Origin of the sequence: Enteractinococcus coprophilus, from assembly GCF_006716305.1 — a bacterium.
GTDB classification, from domain to species: domain Bacteria; phylum Actinomycetota; class Actinomycetes; order Actinomycetales; family Micrococcaceae; genus Yaniella; species Yaniella coprophila.
This window is the reverse complement of sequence record NZ_VFOU01000002.1, coordinates 691,519-707,777: the sequence shown is the minus strand read 5'-3', so window position 1 is coordinate 707,777 and position 16,259 is coordinate 691,519. Positions and strand designations below refer to the sequence as shown.

The following is a 16,259-nucleotide window of genomic DNA, read 5'->3' as shown; positions in this document are numbered from 1 at the left end:
AAAGAGGGGACCAGCGCGTATCAGAATTCAAAGGCAAATGGTGAGCCACCGGGTTCCCAGGTAGATTCCCACTGCATTACCTGCCACAGGCCGGCTAGCGCAATCTTGCGCTGTTGAGGCGTCTCAGCTAACAGGTATAACTGCGACCATTCTTCAATGAGCCCATCGGACATTTTCAACATATGTCGAATCCCGATGGCATCAGCAAAGCGCAGGTCGTCGTCCACCTCAAATGTCACCGGTACTTCTGGTTGGCATTCTGGAGGAAAAAGTTGGTTTAAGGCTTGAGCGCTATCTTGCGCCTGGGTTTGCAGCGTCCGCCAGGTGTGACTATCGGCGAGCCGAGCGCCTGCGATCGTGGCGAGATAATCAACACCGTAGAGCTGCACCACCGCCTCGTCGATGGCGTTTGCGAACCGGGAGCCACACTGAAACGGCTCGGCATCCTTGAGGGTATCGGGAATAGAACCGATGTTGGGCAGTGTTATATTCGATGCTGCAGAAATGCGCATTGTGCGTTTCAATTCCTGCGTGTGCTGTACCGGAGTCAGCTCACTGGATTGTTGTGTCACACTGTCAGTGGTTTTGATAAAACCGGTACCCAACCAGACGCCCAGTCCAACAAGTGCCGCCATGGCGCTGGTCAGGATGACAGCACGCCAAAGGCTGAGTTTTGATGGAGTGGTTGAGCCGGGCAAATCTTTGGACATCACAACTTGGTATTGTGTCACAGTTCTGCTCGACGACACCAAAACATCCCACGATTGGTACAAATGATGTACCCGCTACTTCTAGGAGCACATCCCCGCATATGGTCAACCGTCGAAGTTTTGCAAAGACATTCCATGATTCAAGTCCTGCCGTTTCAGAGATGGACCCAATTGAGCGCTCCGAGCTCCAAGGCGTCATCGCCGCTGTCGTGGAAGGGCAAGGATTATGGTGCGAAGAGGTTGTCGTAGGAGGCTCACCGGGGGACCGGGTGTTATCCGTGGTGATCGATCGAATTGATGAAGAAAACGGCGTGAGTCTCGACACTATCGCCACCATTACTCAAGAAGTATCCGGCGCATTAGATGCTCAAGGTGATTTGATACCCGAATTAGGTGCCGATCCTTACACCCTGGAAGTGTCTACTCCCGGTACTGATCGACCCCTAGTTCGAAAACATCACTGGGAAAAGAACCTCGGACGAATCGTCAGCGTCACCATCGACGATGCCGAACCGACTGAAGCGAAAATCCACAGCGTGGACGCCGATGGCGTTTCATTGGTGCTCATTACCCCGGGGGCTAAGAAAGGCATGCCTGCCAAATATGCCCCACCGGTCCACTATGACTTTGCACGCCTCACCAACGCTGTGGTGCAAGTTCAGCTAAAGTAACGAAGATACGCTGACCAGAAGTCAGCCATAATTACACCCCACAATAGAATCACAATTGAATGAAACCCCTGGAGGAACCTGGTGGACATTGATATTTCTCTGCTTCGCACGCTTGAAACAGAGCATGAAATCCCCCTAGATCAGCTCATTGAGACCATCGAGCAAGCGTTGTTGTTGGCCTACCATAGATCTCCCGGTGCTATCCAACAGGCCCGTGCAGAGATCGACAAAAAATCTGGGAAGGTGACGATCTGGGCCGTTGAATACGGAGACGATGACGAGCCCATTGGCGAATTTGACGATACGCCGTCGGGTTTTGATCGTATTGCTGCTTCAACAGCTCGTCAGGTCATTGTGCAGCGTCTTCGCGACGCCGAAGATAATCAAGTTCTTGGTGAGTTCCGGGACAAACAAGATCAAATCATCTCCGGGGTCATCCAGCAAGGCACGAACCCTCATATGGTGCAGGTCGATCTCGGCAGTGTTGAAGGCGTTCTTCCACCGGCCGAACAGGTTCCTGGCGAAGACTACTCACACGGCACACGCTTACGTTCCTATGTGGTTTCGGTAGGGCGCGGCAATAAGGGCCCGTCTATCACCCTGTCACGTTCCCACCCTGGTCTGGTTCGTAAACTGTTCGAATTTGAAGTCCCAGAGATCGCGAATGGCTCCGTGGAAATTGCGGCCATTGCGCGCGAAGCTGGCCACCGTACCAAGATCGCGGTCAAGGCCAACGAGTCGGGTATTAACGCCAAAGGTGCCTGTATCGGTGAGATGGGCGCCCGCGTTCGCGCCGTCATGACAGAACTCAACGATGAAAAAATTGACATCGTCGATTACTCAGACGATCCAGCAAAATTCATAGCTGCAGCACTATCGCCTTCGAAAGTGACCAAGGTTTTCGGGGTAGATGAAGCAACACGGTCTGCATCAGTGGTTGTGCCGGATTATCAGTTGTCTTTAGCTATTGGCAAAGAAGGGCAGAATGCTCGACTTGCAGCAAAATTGACCGGTTGGCGCATCGACATCATGGGTGAGACGGTCTATGAGCAACAGATTGCCGGTCAGTCGACCACCGAAGCCTAGCTCCTTTGGCGTCAACGCTACGTATTGCGTTAGACTATTAAAGGTTGACGATTGTGTGACAGATATGGAGGCCCATGGCCAGCCATGAACTGATGCGTTTATGCATTGGATGTCGCACACGAGAAAACACCGCCAACTTGGTACGCGTCGCGCTCGACACCACCAGTGATACCCGATCTCTGGTGCTTGATAAGCGTCGCGTACTTCCGGGGCGGGGTGCATGGTTGCATCCCGATCCGAAGTGTTTCTCCATCGCGCTACAAAAACGAGCATTTGCCCGGGCTTTTCGTCGTCAAGTCGACACCGAGAAGATCGCACAAACACTCAACCAGTGGCCGACGAAGAACACCAACACACCGAACAATGATGAAAGCGGGTCAGAGATCTGATGGATACCCGGTGAGCACACGATGAGTGCCCAACGATGAATATCAATATCAGCTCACAACGCACGACGAAGCCTTTGAGCCAAGTTGTGCGTATGACAACAGAGCATATAATTCGACCGGCCAGAATCGCGGTAGTGTACTAATCTCAGTGCAGACCACGATTCAGCCAGAACAGGAGAATCGTGGCGAAACTGCGCGTCCACGAAGTTGCCAAGCAACTTGGGATTACATCCCGCGAGGCGCTGAATAAACTCGAAGAAATTGGCGAGTTTGTATCTTCAGCATCCTCAACTATTGAACCACCGGTGGTTAAGCGTCTTAAAGCAGAATTTGTTGATGCTGCCCCGGCAGAAAAACCAAAACCAGCCGCGAAGAAGCCTGCTCCAAAACCGCAGGCGAACAAACCAGCAGCGCCGAAGGCTGAAAAAGCCGAGCCAACGCCTGAGCAGCCTGAGCCAGTTGCCAAGCCTGCACCTGCTGCCCAAGAAACACCGGCACCAAAACCAGCTGCAGCGCCGAAACCTGCGCCTCAGCCTGCTGCTAAGCCAACAGCGTCCACACCGGCGACAAAACCTGCGCCAAAGCCTGGCGCTGGCAAGCCTGCTCCGAAGCCCGGACCAAAGCCACCAGCTCCACGCCCCGGGAATAATCCGTTCCAGTCCAAAGAAGACACCGCTGTGCCTCGTCCTGGCCCACGCGGGGGCACACCTCGTCCAGGCAATAACCCGTTTGCACCGCAGCAGGGTATGCGTCAAGAACAGCGCGGGGGAGGACCACGTCCAGCCCCCGGTCGTGGCGGGCCAAAGCCTGGTCCACGCAGCAAGGGTGCTCCGAGCCCCGGGACCAAACCAGCCGGTAAACCGGCTCCACAGCAGCCACGCCCATCTGGTCCACGCCCATCACCAGCGATGATGCCCGGTCAGATCACTCCGCCCACCCCAGCTGATGCCGGCCGTGGATCCGGTCCACGTCGTGGCGGCGCTCCAGGTGGCGGCGGTCCTCGCCGTGGCCCCGGTCGCGGTTCTGCTCAGGGTGCATTTGGTCGCGGTCCTCAGACCGGCCGTCGACGTTCCAAGAAGCGCGCACGTCGTGAAGAACAGCAACAACAAGCCCCGGTCATCGGTGGCGTCAAGGTGCCAAAAGGTGATGGCGACACTGTCATTCGCTTGCGTCGAGGTTCCTCGATTGCTGATCTTGCCGAACGAATCAAAGCCGATCCAGCGGCACTAGTGACCGTGCTATTCCACCTCGGTGAGATGGCGACTGCTAACCAGTCCCTGGATGAAGACACCTTCCAAATCTTGGGTGAAGAAATCGGCTACAAGGTCGAGATCGTCTCGCCAGAAGAAGAAGACCGAGAGATTCTTGGCGCCTTTGATATCGATCTCGATGAAAAAGACGCCGAAGAAGACATGGAAGCCCGTCCTGCTGTTGTGACCGTCATGGGTCACGTTGACCACGGTAAAACCAGAACCCTGGATGCGATTCGTTCCGCACGTGTGCGCGAATCAGAAGCCGGCGGTATTACCCAGCACATCGGTGCCTACCAGGTTGAAGTGCCACATGATGGCAAACAACGCGTCCTCACGTTTATTGACACCCCCGGTCACGAAGCGTTCACCGCGATGCGTGCCCGTGGCGCCAAAGTCACTGACATTGCAGTGCTCGTAGTAGCAGCCGACGACGGTGTGATGCCGCAGACCGTCGAAGCACTCAACCACGCTAAAGCGGCCGAGGTGCCGATCGTGGTCGCTATCAACAAGGTTGATAAAGAAGGCGCCAACCCGGATCGTATCCGCGGAGAGCTCTCCGAATACGGTCTGGTTCCTGAAGAATACGGTGGTGACACCATCTTCGTCGAAATCTCGGCGCTGCAGAATCAAAACATTGATGGCCTGCTGGAATCCATCCTGCTGACCGCTGATGCAGCACTGGAACTGGAAGCTAACCCAGAGCGTGGTGCCCGCGGTGTGGCGATCGAAGCCAACCTCGACCGCGGTCGAGGTCCCGTGGCAACCGTGCTGGTTCAAACCGGTACGTTGCGCGTAGGTGACAATATGGTCGTCGGGGATGCTCACGGTCGTGTGCGCGCAATGTTCGATGAATACGGCGATGCCGTTGACAAAGCCCTTCCTTCACGTCCGGTGCAGGTCCTTGGCCTGTCCAGCGTGCCACGGGCAGGCGATGTCTTCTTGGTAACCGAAGACGAACGTACCGCGCGTCAGATTGCTGAACGCCGTGAGACCGCCAAGCGTAACGCTACCCTGGCGCGTCGTCGTAAGCGCATCACGCTGGAAGAATTTGATCAGGCCGTTGCTGAAGGCAAACTGGATACGCTCAACCTCATTATTAAAGGTGACGCCTCCGGTCCCGTCGAAGCCCTGGAAGATTCGCTTATGCAAATCGATGTTGGTGGCAAAGACGAAGTTCAACTGCGTGTCATCCACCGAGGTGTCGGTGCGATCACTCAAAACGATGTCAACCTGGCAACCGTCGACGATGCGATCATCATCGGCTTCAACGTCCGCCCGGCGGAACGTGTTACCGAAATGGCCGACGAAGAAGGCGTCGACATGCGCTTCTACACGGTCATTTACGACGTCATTGACGACGTTGAGCAGGCACTGAAGGGCATGCTGAAACCGGAGTACGAAGAAGTGGTTATCGGCCGTGCCGAAGTCCGCGAAATCTTCCGCTCCTCCAAGGCCGGTACTATTGCCGGTTCTATGGTCGCATCCGGTCTCATTCGTCGTAACGCCAAGGCCCGCCTGGTACGTGATGGCAAAGTCGTTGGCGAGGACCTCAGCATCGGTTCGCTCCGTCGCTTCACCGACGATGTTACCGAAGTCCGCGAAGGCTTCGAATGCGGTATTGGACTTGGAAAGTTCAACGACATCCGCGAAGGCGACATCATCGAAAACTACGAAATGCAAGAAAAACCGCGCGTTTAGCTTGCACCACCGTGGCGCCCCGCACCGGGGCGCCACGGTGCAACCCATTTGAGGAGTCCTTCAATGGCAGATCACAACCGTGCTGCACGCCTGGCACAACGAATCAAAGTTATTCTGGCCGAAGCCTTGCAAAAAACTGTCAAGGATGACCGGGTCGATAACGTGACCATCACCGAAGTCCGCGTCACCAATGACCTCCAGCAAGCCACCGTGTACTACACCGTGTTCGGAGACGACGAGACGGTAGCGGATGCACACCAGGCGATGGAAGAGAATCGTGGGCTGCTGCGTCGCGAAATGGGCCGCGGGCTGAACATCCGTTTGGTTCCGACCCTCGAGCTGATCCGCGACACCGTCCCGGAACAAGCCGCACAACTGGAAGAAGCACTACGTGCAGCCAAAGCGCGCGATGCTGAACTGGCCGCGCAACGTGAAAACGCCAAATACGCAGGCGACGAAGATCCGTATAAGGAATAACACATGGCGCAACCTGCCTCGGGGCTCATACTGGTAGACAAACCTGCGGGCTGGACCTCCCACGATGTGGTGTCCCGCACCCGCAAGATTGCTGGTACCCGAAAAGTAGGTCACGCAGGCACCTTGGACCCGATGGCCACCGGAATGTTGGTCATCGGGTTCAACAAAGCCACCCGGTTGCTGACGTATATCGTCGATACGACCAAAATTTACCGGGCCACAATTCGGTTGGGACATAACACCACAACCGACGATGCCGATGGCGAGATTACTCAAACTCGATTCGCCAACGCGGTGACTCGTGAGGCCATCGAGGCGGCCATCATTGATCTCACCGGAACGATTCAACAGGTACCGTCGTCTGTCTCAGCCATTAAGATTGATGGCAAGCGTGCCTATCAACGCGTCCGAGAGGGCGAAACCGTCGATATCCCGGCACGCGAAGTCACCGTCCACCGTTTCGATATCGAAGACATTCGACGCGCCGATGACGGTAAAACCATCGATGTGGATGTCGAAGTTGAATGCACCGCCGGGACCTATATCCGGGCGTTAGCACGCGATCTTGGCGAAGCGCTCAACACCGGTGGATACCTCACCGCGCTACGTCGCACCGCGGTCGGACCATACCGTATCGAAGATGCCGTGACCATGGACGAATTAGCCGACAACCTGGTCTACACCGAGCTCTCCACGGCCATGATCAGGCTCTTTGACGTCCGCCTGGTGAGCTACGACGAAGCAAAAGACCTTATCCACGGTCGCCGCATCGCAGCCTCCAAAAGCGACGAACTGCTCGCCGCGACACTAAAGAACGGTCACGTGATCGCGTTGATCAAAGACGCCGAACGGGCGGGTAAAATCGAAGCGAAACCCGAAATCGTTTTCGCCACCCTAGACCACCTCACCGGAGCACCTTCATGATCCTCGACGGCTGGTTTTATACCGGAGCGACCATCGGTCTGTTGTCTGCGATCATCTGCATTATTGCGACCATCTTCCGCAACCACCCGGCTGACTCCTCCATCCTGTCATTAGCGGCCGTAGAACTTTATCTGTTCGTCTACGCGATCTATGCCTTCATCTCCCCGGTACCGCTCAACGGTCCCGCTTGGGAGTTTTGGGGCTACATCATCACCGCCCTGATCTTGCCCCCAATTGCATTCTTTTGGGGAATAACCGATAAAACTCGTTGGTCCAACCTGGTCATGGCCGCCATCGGCCCCACCATCTTGGTTATGATTCACAGATTGCAGGTGATCTGGCATGGCTGACACCATCAGCCCAACCACGCCGTCAGAAAAAACCACCGGACGAACCAAGGGCGTCGGCCGCATCATCGTGATGCTCTACGCCATTTTGGCTTTGGCTGCCGCATGGCGCTCCGGGTTCCAGATCCTGACAAAATTTGACGACGCCCCCGTGGCGTTTAGCCTCTCGGCCGTGTCAGCAGTCGTCTACATTATCGCGACCTTCGCCCTGGCCATTCCGGGGCGTCGCGCCTGGAAAACAGCCGTCGTCGCCGTCTGGTTCGAACTCATCGGTGTACTGGTCATCGGTGCCTGGTCGCTGCTGGTCCCGGATCTATTCTCAGAATCTACCGTCTGGTCGACTTTTGGAATCGGTTACGGTTTTATCCCGTTGATCCTGCCGGTGATCGGACTGTACTGGCTGTACAAACACCGTCCCGCACCCTTGGGCTAATATCACGTCCTAGAGCAACCTAACGCGACACAAAGGAAGACACCACGTGCAATACTGGGCAGGTACCGCCGCAATCGGCCAACCACCGGCAGCCTCGGTGGTGACACTCGGAAATTTTGACGGCGTCCATCGTGGACACCAAGCAGTCCTCAGACTCGTTGTTGACACAGCACAACAGCACGACCTGACATCGGTGGCTGTGACCTTCGATCCGCACCCCCGCCTCGTGCACCTTCCCGAAGAGCCACTGGTTCCCATCGTGTCGCTGCCCCAAAAAATCCGGCTGCTGGAAACCTGCGACCTGGATGCGACCTTAGTCATCCACTACACGTTGAAATTCGCCGCCCAAACCGCCGAGGAATTCATCAAGAACATCCTGGTCGATGCACTCAATGCTCGCATCGTCGTGGTCGGCGCAGACACCCGTTTCGGCGCCGGAAATAGCGGTGATATCAATACGTTGCGCAACTTGGGCACAGTCTATGGGTTCGAGGTGATTGAAGTAGATGACATCGGCGAAACCGAACGTTGGTCATCCACCTGGGTTCGCGAAACGCTCACGAAAGGCAGGGTGGCAGAGGCCAGCCGCATTTTGGGGCGCTACCACAGCGTTGAAGGTGAAATTGTGCATGGTCACGCCCGAGGCCGTGAACTGGGGTATCCGACGGCGAACTTCGCTAATGACTCCCAGGGCATGATCCCCGCCGACGGCGTCTATGCCGGCTGGTTCACCAATGGGACCGGCCAGCGCCTACCTGCTGCAATTTCAGTGGGCAGCAACCCGACATTTAATGACGTGGTACGCACCGTCGAAGCCCACATTTTTGATCGTCCAGAAGACGAAGAGCTCCAAGACTTCAACCTCTATGGTCAACACTGCACCGTAGAATTCGTGGCCCGACTGCGCGGGATGCTCGCTTTTGCCGGCATTGAGCCCCTCATCGACCAGATGCAAGCTGACGTCAACAGGGCCCGGGAGATACTGCGGGGCAATGCTCCTGAGATCGACGCGCCCGAACCGCGGAGCGCGCGCTAAATGCTCACGCGACCCACAGGGGCCGTCGTCCTCAATGATGACACTCGCCACCGCTACCGGTTAGCGTTCGATGCGGATTCAGCCGAGCTGTATCATCGCATGCGTCCTGGATATCAGGCAGAGATCCTCGACTTTTTGACTCAGACGCCTGCGGGTTTTGCGGTAGATCTCGGTGCAGGAACCGGATTATTTGCCACCCAACTCCTCAACGCCAGCTGGGATGTCCTTGCTATCGACCCGGCGGCCAATATGTTGCAGGTCCTGAAAAACGACCATCCACAGGTCACGACCGTGGTGTCTCGGGTCGAAGACTTCGACACAGCACACTATCTTGGTCAAGCCCAATTGGTGGTCAGCGCACAAGCCTGGCACTGGGTGGATACCGAGATCGGCTGTCAGAAAGTCACCGAATTATTGGCACCGGATGGTGTCTTCGGGGTCGTGCACCACCAGATCGACACCACCAACGATTGGGTACTGCGGCTGTGCAAAATCATGCACTCCGGCGACGTGCACGCCGTCGATCTTCCACCCAAAGTGACCGACGCATTCCAGACCCCGGTCGGGAAGTGGTGGCACTGGAAGCAGCACTTGACTGTTGAACAAGTCCACGAACTGATGATGACCCGCGCCTTCTATCTGCGTACGAGCGATAAACAGCGTCAGCGGATGCACAATAATCTGCAGTGGTATCTGGTAGAGCACCTCGGCTATGCACCTGATGCGACGATAGATATCCCATATGTGACGGCTGCATGGCGCATCCCACCTGTTCGGTTGGGTGCTTGAGACACAAAGTGGTAACATGAGTCGTTGGTGCCCGCTGCGGTCCGCGGTGGCGGCACCCACCAATTCATCGGTTATCTCTGATCGCGGTACAACTCTCAAGGAGTTCCCATGTCAATTTCCCGTGAAGTAAAACAGCAGGTTATTACCGAATACGCAACCCACGAAGGCGATACCGGTTCGCCAGAAGTACAGGTTGCTGTGCTGTCCAAGCGTATTTCGAACCTGACTGAGCACCTCAAAAGCCACCCACACGACCACCATACCCGCCGTGGCCTGATGGCCCTGGTTGGTCGCCGTCGTCGTATGCTGCAGTATCTCGAATCCGAAAACATTGAACGCTACCGTTCATTGATTGAACGTTTGGGTCTGCGCAAATAAGGTGAGACGCGTTTTGGGGCGGCGCTCCGGGAAAATTACCGGACGCCGCCTTGAAGTTTAACTAGACTAGAGTCGGTGCCAACCGGGCACCGAATAACTCAATGCATTAGATCCACTACGTTCACGGTCCTCGACAGTGACCTCCGGAGCACACGTTGCGGAGGTTTCGATCGAAGACCGACAGCGTGGATTTGATGCAAATTGTATGAAAGGAGACCTATGGAAGGTCCAGAAATTCAATTTGCAGAAGCCGTCATCGATAACGGCAAGTACGGTACCCGTACCGTGCGCTTCGAAACCGGTCGGCTGGCAAAACAAGCCTCCGGCTCCGCATTCGTCATGCTTGACGAAGAAACTTCGATGCTGTCAGCCACTACTGTTGGCAAGAACCCACGTGAAGGCTTTGATTTCTTCCCGCTGACCGTGGACGTAGAAGAACGTCAATACGCAGCCGGCAAAATTCCGGGTTCGTTCTTCCGCCGTGAAGGCCGTCCGTCGACCGAGGCTGTTTTGGCTTGCCGTCTGATTGACCGCCCTCTGCGCCCATCCTTTGCCGATGGTATCCGCAACGAAGTCCAAGTCGTGGTCACCGTGACCTCGATTGCACCGGATGAACTCTACGACTCCGTGGCAATCAACGCCGCGTCCATGTCGACCACGCTGACCGGCATGGATTTTGCTGGTCCCATCGGTGCCGTCCGTATCGCGCTGATTGCCGATGAAGAAGGCAACACGCAGTGGGTCGCCTTCCCGAAGTATTCCCAGCTGGAAAACGCCGTATTCAACATGGTGGTTGCCGGCCGGATTGCCGATGACGACATTGCCGTGATGATGGTGGAAGCTGAAGCTACCGATAACGTCTGGGACTTGATCCATGACAAGGGCATCGTCGCGCCAACTGAAGACGTCGTGGCCGACGGTCTCGAAGCAGCGAAACCATTCATCCGTGTTCTCTGCGAAACCCAGGCCGATCTTGCTGCCCGCGTTGATAAAGAGCCACTCGAAATCCCATTGTTTGTCGATTACGAACAAGACGCTTTCGACGCCATTGTTGATCATGCTTCCGAACGTCTCACCGAGATTTACTCCATCGGTGACAAACAGGAACGCGAAGCTGCTTCCGATGAATACCACAAGGAAGTCATCGAAGCGCTTGCCGGTGAAGGCAAACCATTTGAAGAACGCGCCGATGAGATCGTCAAAGCCTACGGTGCTGTCACTAAGCACATTGTGCGTCAGCGCATTCTGACCGATCAGGTACGCATCGACGGGCGTGGACTAACGGATATTCGTCAGCTCACCGCTGAGGTCGAGGTCCTCCCACGCGTCCACGGTTCGGCCATCTTCGAACGCGGTGAAACTCAGATCATGGGTGTCACCACGCTTAACATGCTCAAAATGGAACAGAACTTGGACTCGCTGCACCCAGAGACATCCAAGCGCTACATGCACCACTACAACTTCCCACCATATTCGGTCGGGGAAACAGGTCGTGTCGGTTCACCAAAGCGCCGCGAAATCGGTCACGGTGCCCTGGCGGAGCGCGCCCTGGTGCCTGTTCTGCCATCGCGTGAAGACTTCCCATATGCCATTCGTCAGGTCTCCGAAGCACTTGGATCCAACGGGTCCACTTCAATGGGCTCGGTCTGCTCCTCAACGTTGTCGCTGTACAACGCCGGTGTGCCACTGCGTGCCTCGGTTGCCGGTATCGCCATGGGTCTGGTCTCAGACACCGTAGATAACGAAACGCGTTACGCAGCGCTGACCGATATTCTGGGTGCTGAAGATGCCATGGGTGACATGGACTTCAAGGTTGCCGGTACCAAAGACTTCATCACTGCAATCCAGCTGGATACCAAACTCGACGGGCTCCCAGCCGACGTCTTGTCTGCAGCTTTGACCCAGGCCCGTGAAGCTCGCCTGCACATCCTGTCGGTCATGGAATCGGTTATTGATGAAGCCGATGAAATGAACCCAACGGCACCACGTATCCTGTCGGTTAAGATCCCGGTCGATAAAATCGGTGAAGTCATCGGGCCAAAAGGCAAGATGATCAACCAGATCCAAGAAGACACTGGTGCAGAGATCAGCATTGAAGACGACGGTACCGTCCTGATCGGTTCGTCTGAAGGCCGCGCGGCTGAAGAAGCCCGCGACACGATCAACGCGATCGCCAACCCTCAGGTCCCGGAAGTCGGTGAACGCTACCTCGGTACCGTGGTCAAAACCACCAGCTTTGGTGCGTTCATCTCCCTGACCCCTGGTAAAGACGGTCTGTTGCATATCTCCGAGCTGCGTAAACTCAACGACGGTAAGCGCGTTGATGAAGTCGACGATGTCGTCTCCGTGGGTTCGAAGATTCAGATTGAAATCGCCAAGGTTGATGACCGCGGCAAACTTTCGCTCGTCCCCGTCATCGAAGACGGCGAAGAGAACTAACCTGCGCTAACTAGAAAAACACATACCGGGTCGGACGTCATGTTCGACCCGGTATTTTCATTTCACAACACCCAGCCAACTAAAGTAGAACGCATGTCACCACAAACCGCTACACCACAGGACCCTATCCGCGTCGCTATCGTCGGAGCCACCGGCAAAATGGGAACCCACGCTATCGACGCCGTCAGTGCTGCCAACGACATGGAGCTTGTGGCGACCCTGTCGTCCAAAAACGAACTCACTGCGATCACCGACGCCAAAGCCACCCATGTCCTAGACCTCACCATTCCTGACGTCTCACCCAACGTCGTAGCATTCGCCGTGCGGGCAGGCCTGCACACCGTGATCGGCACTTCTGGCTGGACTGAAGACAAGCGCGCGGTACTTCAGACACAGCTTGCCGATCATCCCGAGGTTGGGGTGTTGATTGCGCCCAACTTCTCGATCGGCTCAGTGCTGGCCACCCGCTTCGCAGCACAAGCGGCACCGTATTTCGATTCAGTAGAAATCATCGAAATGCATCACCCTCAGAAGGTCGACGCGCCCTCGGGGACCGCGGTGCGCACCGCCGAGATGATTGCTACCGCACGCGAGCGCGCCGGAGTGGGCCCGTCACCGGATGCCACACAACACGACCCTGGCCACGCGCGCGGCGCGAAGATTGATGGGATTAACGTCCACGCGGTCCGACTGGCAGGGCTGGAAGCTCACCAAGAGGTGCTTTTGGGGACTCCTGGCCAACAACTCGTACTACGGCATGACGCCTTCGACCGGGCATCGTACATGCCCGGTGTCCTGCTTGGCCTACGAACCGTAGCCGCACGTCCGGGCCTGGCCTATGGACTCGACGCCTACCTCGATCTGGATGAACCCTCATGAAAAATAAAATCGCCGTAGGTCTGCTGACAGCTCTGACCTTGTTATTCGTTGTCCTTGCCTTGTGGTCCGCGCTGGCCTTCATCCTCGCCGACAGCTGGATCGCCAAGATCATCGGCATCTGTGTCGTCGGCATCGTGCTCTTCGGCGTGTGGTCGCTGGTACGTGAACTGCGCTTCGGTATGAACACCGAGAAACTCGCGCGTATCCTGCACACCGAAGGGCTGTTGCCTGAGGATAATCTACCGCGAACCCGCGGTCGTATTGATCGGGACGCCGCCGATAAGGAATTTGAAGTGTATCGGGCAGAAACTGAATCCGACCCCCAGAACTGGCGCAGCTGGTACCGACTCGGTCTGGCCTATGATGCCGCAGGAGACCGTAAACGGGCCCGTGCCGCCTTGCGAGATGCGATCACTATGTACCAGCAGCACTAAGACGACGAGCGGCCAACTGAATTCGACAGTTGCCGCAACATTCCTTCTAAGGGACCGCGTTTGCCGAGCAATTTGATGATGACTCCCAGTGCGATGACTACACCCCAGTGGACCAGCAGCATGATCCAGACATCAGCCCATGCCGGGTCTCCGATCGCCAGTGGTTCTTCCCAGATCGATGGCCACAGTCCTCGCAACACGATGTGTAGGGTGTAGGCGGTCAGCGCGATCGTTCCGGTTGCTGTGATCGGGAAAAGCAGTTTCGCGGCGATCCGACTGCGTGAGAGCAACACGAAGAACCCGATGGCCGCCGCTGCCGCCCCCGCCGTCGAATAAATATCCAGCGGGGCTCCCGAATGGGGGACCGCCAGGCCGAACCATTCAGGAGCCCCCATGAGCAACCCGGTCTCCATACCGGATCCGGTGGCCGCATAGATACTCACCTCATCCGAAGCCACGTCCGTTGCATGTGCGATTCGAGAAACAAAAGCATCATCGGTCAGCAACCAGCGGGACACGCCACGACACACGACATAGGTGACCACACCGGAGATCAGCAGAAACAGGGCAGTAGATCTTTTGGCCAGGTCAGCACGACCGATCGCCATCCCCACTAACACGTAACCGAAAAACGAAATCACCGGATAGAACCCGGTGAACAGAACATCCCACAGCGTGAGAAACGGTTGAGTAAACACATCGACAAGTGTGGGCGAATGCCATAACCGCCATTCTTCGATATACGCCACGGTCCCGCCAGCCTGCAGCTGCATGAATCGAGTAAATACCCCATGCACGATGGGGGACACAACCAGCCAGGTGACCGCAGTGATAGTCAGTGCTTTGCGCGACAGGGTAATGAACCACATCGCCAAAAGAAACATCACCCCGTAGTGGACCAGAATAATCGCGATATACGATTCCACCATCCCCAGCAGGAGACCAATGAACATCAACACGAGAGCCCGAACTGTCAACTGCTTTCGCGTGGCGGTCACGTGAGTAGTGTTCGCCGTCAAAATACTTAGTCCAACACCGGCGAGCACAACGAACAGTGCCGAGGACACTCCGGTAAAAGCCCAGCCGGCCCAGGTTGGCGAAGCATTCATCCCTGAGACATCGACATGAATGAGGGGAAAAATGTGCGTGGCGATCATCCCTAAGATGGCGATCCCACGGGCAGTGTCCAAGCCGGTGATTCGACCGGATTTCGTCGTTCGGGACGTACCGGGTTTTGTTAGTCGAGACATCCGTACAGCACTTTCTGCTAGGTGGGGACCACACGCAGTGTCTTTGTATGACCTATGGTGTTTTCTTACTTTCTCACAGGTAGGCTTGAAGCTATGAGTCAGACACCCTCAACGACACGGATTGGTGACGCTTCTATGACCGAATCCTTCTTTGGCACCATGATCCCAGCAATGGTGACACCATTCAATGACGACGGCGAACTCGATATACCCGCCGCCCAGTCGTTGGCAACTCATCTCGTGGATAATGGTGCCGACGGCCTGGTGGTCACCGGGACAACCGGTGAAACGCCAACCTTGACCGACGATGAGAACATCAAGGTTTTCGAGGCCGTCGTAGAAGCCGTGGGTGGACGCGCCAAAGTCATCGCCGGGACCGGGATGAATGATACCGCCCACTCAGCGCATCTTTCGCAGCGAGCTGCAGCTGCTGGCGTTGATGGCCTCTTGTTGGTCACACCGTACTACAACAAACCCAACCAGGCCGGGATCAGAGCCCACTTTGAACACATCTCATCATCCACAGACCTGCCCGTGATGCTCTATGACATCCCAGGCCGTTCCGTGATGCCCATCAAGCCCGAAACCATCATGGCGCTGGCCGCGCACCCCAATATCGTAGCCCTCAAAGATGCCAAAGCCGACTACCAGTCCACCACACTCGTATTAGCAAACACCGATTTGGCCGTTTACTCGGGAGACGATGGTCTGACCCTGCCCCTGATGGCAGCCGGGGCCGTGGGCGTTGTGTCCGTTACCGGGCAAGTGGCACCGCGCACCTATCGTGAACTCGTCGATGCTGCCAACGCTGGTGATTTTATAACAGCACGCGCTAAACACTTTGAGCTTGATCCGATACAGCGCGCTGTGATGACCCACGTCCAGGGCGCCGTGGCAGCTAAAACCGTGTTGCACTGGCAGGGACTCATTCCGTCACCACGCGTGCGATTGCCACTGCTAGCAGTCACTGACGAAGAAGCCGAACGCATCAAAGCAGACCTTGCCGAAGGCGGCATCACGTTCTAACCTGTACCCCGACATCTCGATCTAACACTTCATCGGAGGA

General features: G+C 56.2%; 17 protein-coding genes. 15 read left to right on the top strand and 2 right to left on the bottom strand.

All coding sequences use genetic code 11. The annotated features are described in order from the left end of the window. Positions 1–20 precede the first annotated feature (20 nt). Positions 21–731: a hypothetical protein gene (locus tag FB556_RS07950; protein WP_170200414.1), complete on the bottom strand. Its 711-nt coding sequence runs from the start codon at positions 729–731 to the stop codon at positions 21–23. A gap of 80 nt (positions 732–811) precedes the next feature. Here FB556_RS07950 and FB556_RS07945 point away from each other — a divergent pair, with 80 nt between their 5' ends. From FB556_RS07945 to FB556_RS07880, 14 genes are all read left to right on the top strand, one after another. Beyond that, complete coding sequence (locus FB556_RS07945; RefSeq protein ID WP_170200413.1) at positions 812–1,381, top strand: ribosome maturation factor RimP; 570 nt, start codon at positions 812–814, stop codon at positions 1,379–1,381. An 81-nt stretch (positions 1,382–1,462) separates the two neighbouring features. Continuing rightward, positions 1,463–2,467 (top strand): transcription termination factor NusA, encoded by a 1,005-nt coding sequence (gene nusA / locus FB556_RS07940; protein ID WP_141866452.1) that lies wholly within the window; start codon positions 1,463–1,465, stop codon positions 2,465–2,467. Positions 2,468–2,541: 74 nt separating this feature from the next. Further along, positions 2,542–2,856 (top strand): YlxR family protein, encoded by a 315-nt coding sequence (locus FB556_RS07935; protein ID WP_141866450.1) that lies wholly within the window; start codon positions 2,542–2,544, stop codon positions 2,854–2,856. A 182-nt stretch (positions 2,857–3,038) separates the two neighbouring features. Next, on the top strand, positions 3,039–5,807 hold the full coding sequence (gene infB / locus FB556_RS07930; RefSeq protein WP_141866448.1) for a translation initiation factor IF-2: 2,769 nt from the start codon (positions 3,039–3,041) through the stop codon (positions 5,805–5,807). Between the two features lie 63 nt (positions 5,808–5,870). Next, positions 5,871–6,284 carry a 30S ribosome-binding factor RbfA gene (gene rbfA, locus FB556_RS07925; protein WP_141866446.1) on the top strand — a complete coding sequence of 138 codons (414 nt, stop codon included), beginning with the start codon at positions 5,871–5,873 and terminating at the stop codon, positions 6,282–6,284. A gap of 3 nt (positions 6,285–6,287) precedes the next feature. Further along, a complete protein-coding gene (truB, locus tag FB556_RS07920) occupies positions 6,288–7,208 on the top strand; it encodes a tRNA pseudouridine(55) synthase TruB (protein WP_141866444.1) in 921 nt (306 codons plus the stop codon). Further along, complete coding sequence (locus FB556_RS07915; protein WP_141866442.1) at positions 7,205–7,558, top strand: hypothetical protein; 354 nt, start codon at positions 7,205–7,207, stop codon at positions 7,556–7,558. Before truB ends, FB556_RS07915 begins: the two co-directional genes overlap by 4 nt. Next, complete coding sequence (locus FB556_RS07910; protein WP_141866440.1) at positions 7,551–7,988, top strand: hypothetical protein; 438 nt, start codon at positions 7,551–7,553, stop codon at positions 7,986–7,988. Before FB556_RS07915 ends, FB556_RS07910 begins: the two co-directional genes overlap by 8 nt. 46 nt (positions 7,989–8,034) lie before the next feature. After that, positions 8,035–9,024, top strand: a complete 990-nt coding sequence (locus tag FB556_RS07905) for a bifunctional riboflavin kinase/FAD synthetase (protein WP_141866438.1) — start codon at positions 8,035–8,037, stop codon at positions 9,022–9,024. Further along, entirely contained in the window at positions 9,025–9,813 is a 789-nt protein-coding gene (locus FB556_RS07900; RefSeq protein ID WP_141866437.1) for a class I SAM-dependent methyltransferase, read from the top strand. A gap of 108 nt (positions 9,814–9,921) precedes the next feature. Beyond that, positions 9,922–10,191, top strand: coding sequence for a 30S ribosomal protein S15 (gene rpsO / locus FB556_RS07895; RefSeq protein WP_141866435.1), 270 nt, complete (start codon positions 9,922–9,924; stop codon positions 10,189–10,191). 219 nt (positions 10,192–10,410) lie between these two features. Beyond that, positions 10,411–12,630 carry a polyribonucleotide nucleotidyltransferase gene (locus tag FB556_RS07890; RefSeq protein WP_141866433.1) on the top strand — a complete coding sequence of 740 codons (2,220 nt, stop codon included), beginning with the start codon at positions 10,411–10,413 and terminating at the stop codon, positions 12,628–12,630. A gap of 93 nt (positions 12,631–12,723) precedes the next feature. Continuing rightward, on the top strand, positions 12,724–13,509 hold the full coding sequence (gene dapB, locus FB556_RS07885; protein WP_141866431.1) for a 4-hydroxy-tetrahydrodipicolinate reductase: 786 nt from the start codon (positions 12,724–12,726) through the stop codon (positions 13,507–13,509). Beyond that, complete coding sequence (locus FB556_RS07880) at positions 13,506–13,943, top strand: tetratricopeptide repeat protein (RefSeq protein ID WP_141866428.1); 438 nt, start codon at positions 13,506–13,508, stop codon at positions 13,941–13,943. Before dapB ends, FB556_RS07880 begins: the two co-directional genes overlap by 4 nt. Here FB556_RS07880 and FB556_RS07875 read toward each other — a convergent pair. Next, positions 13,940–15,133, bottom strand: coding sequence for a heparan-alpha-glucosaminide N-acetyltransferase domain-containing protein (locus FB556_RS07875; protein ID WP_170200412.1), 1,194 nt, complete (start codon positions 15,131–15,133; stop codon positions 13,940–13,942). The genes FB556_RS07880 and FB556_RS07875 overlap by 4 nt on opposite strands. Positions 15,134–15,286: 153 nt before the next feature. Here FB556_RS07875 and dapA point away from each other — a divergent pair, with 153 nt between their 5' ends. Further along, positions 15,287–16,219 (top strand): 4-hydroxy-tetrahydrodipicolinate synthase, encoded by a 933-nt coding sequence (dapA, locus tag FB556_RS07870; protein WP_246057269.1) that lies wholly within the window; start codon positions 15,287–15,289, stop codon positions 16,217–16,219. Positions 16,220–16,259: the final 40 nt, after the last annotated feature.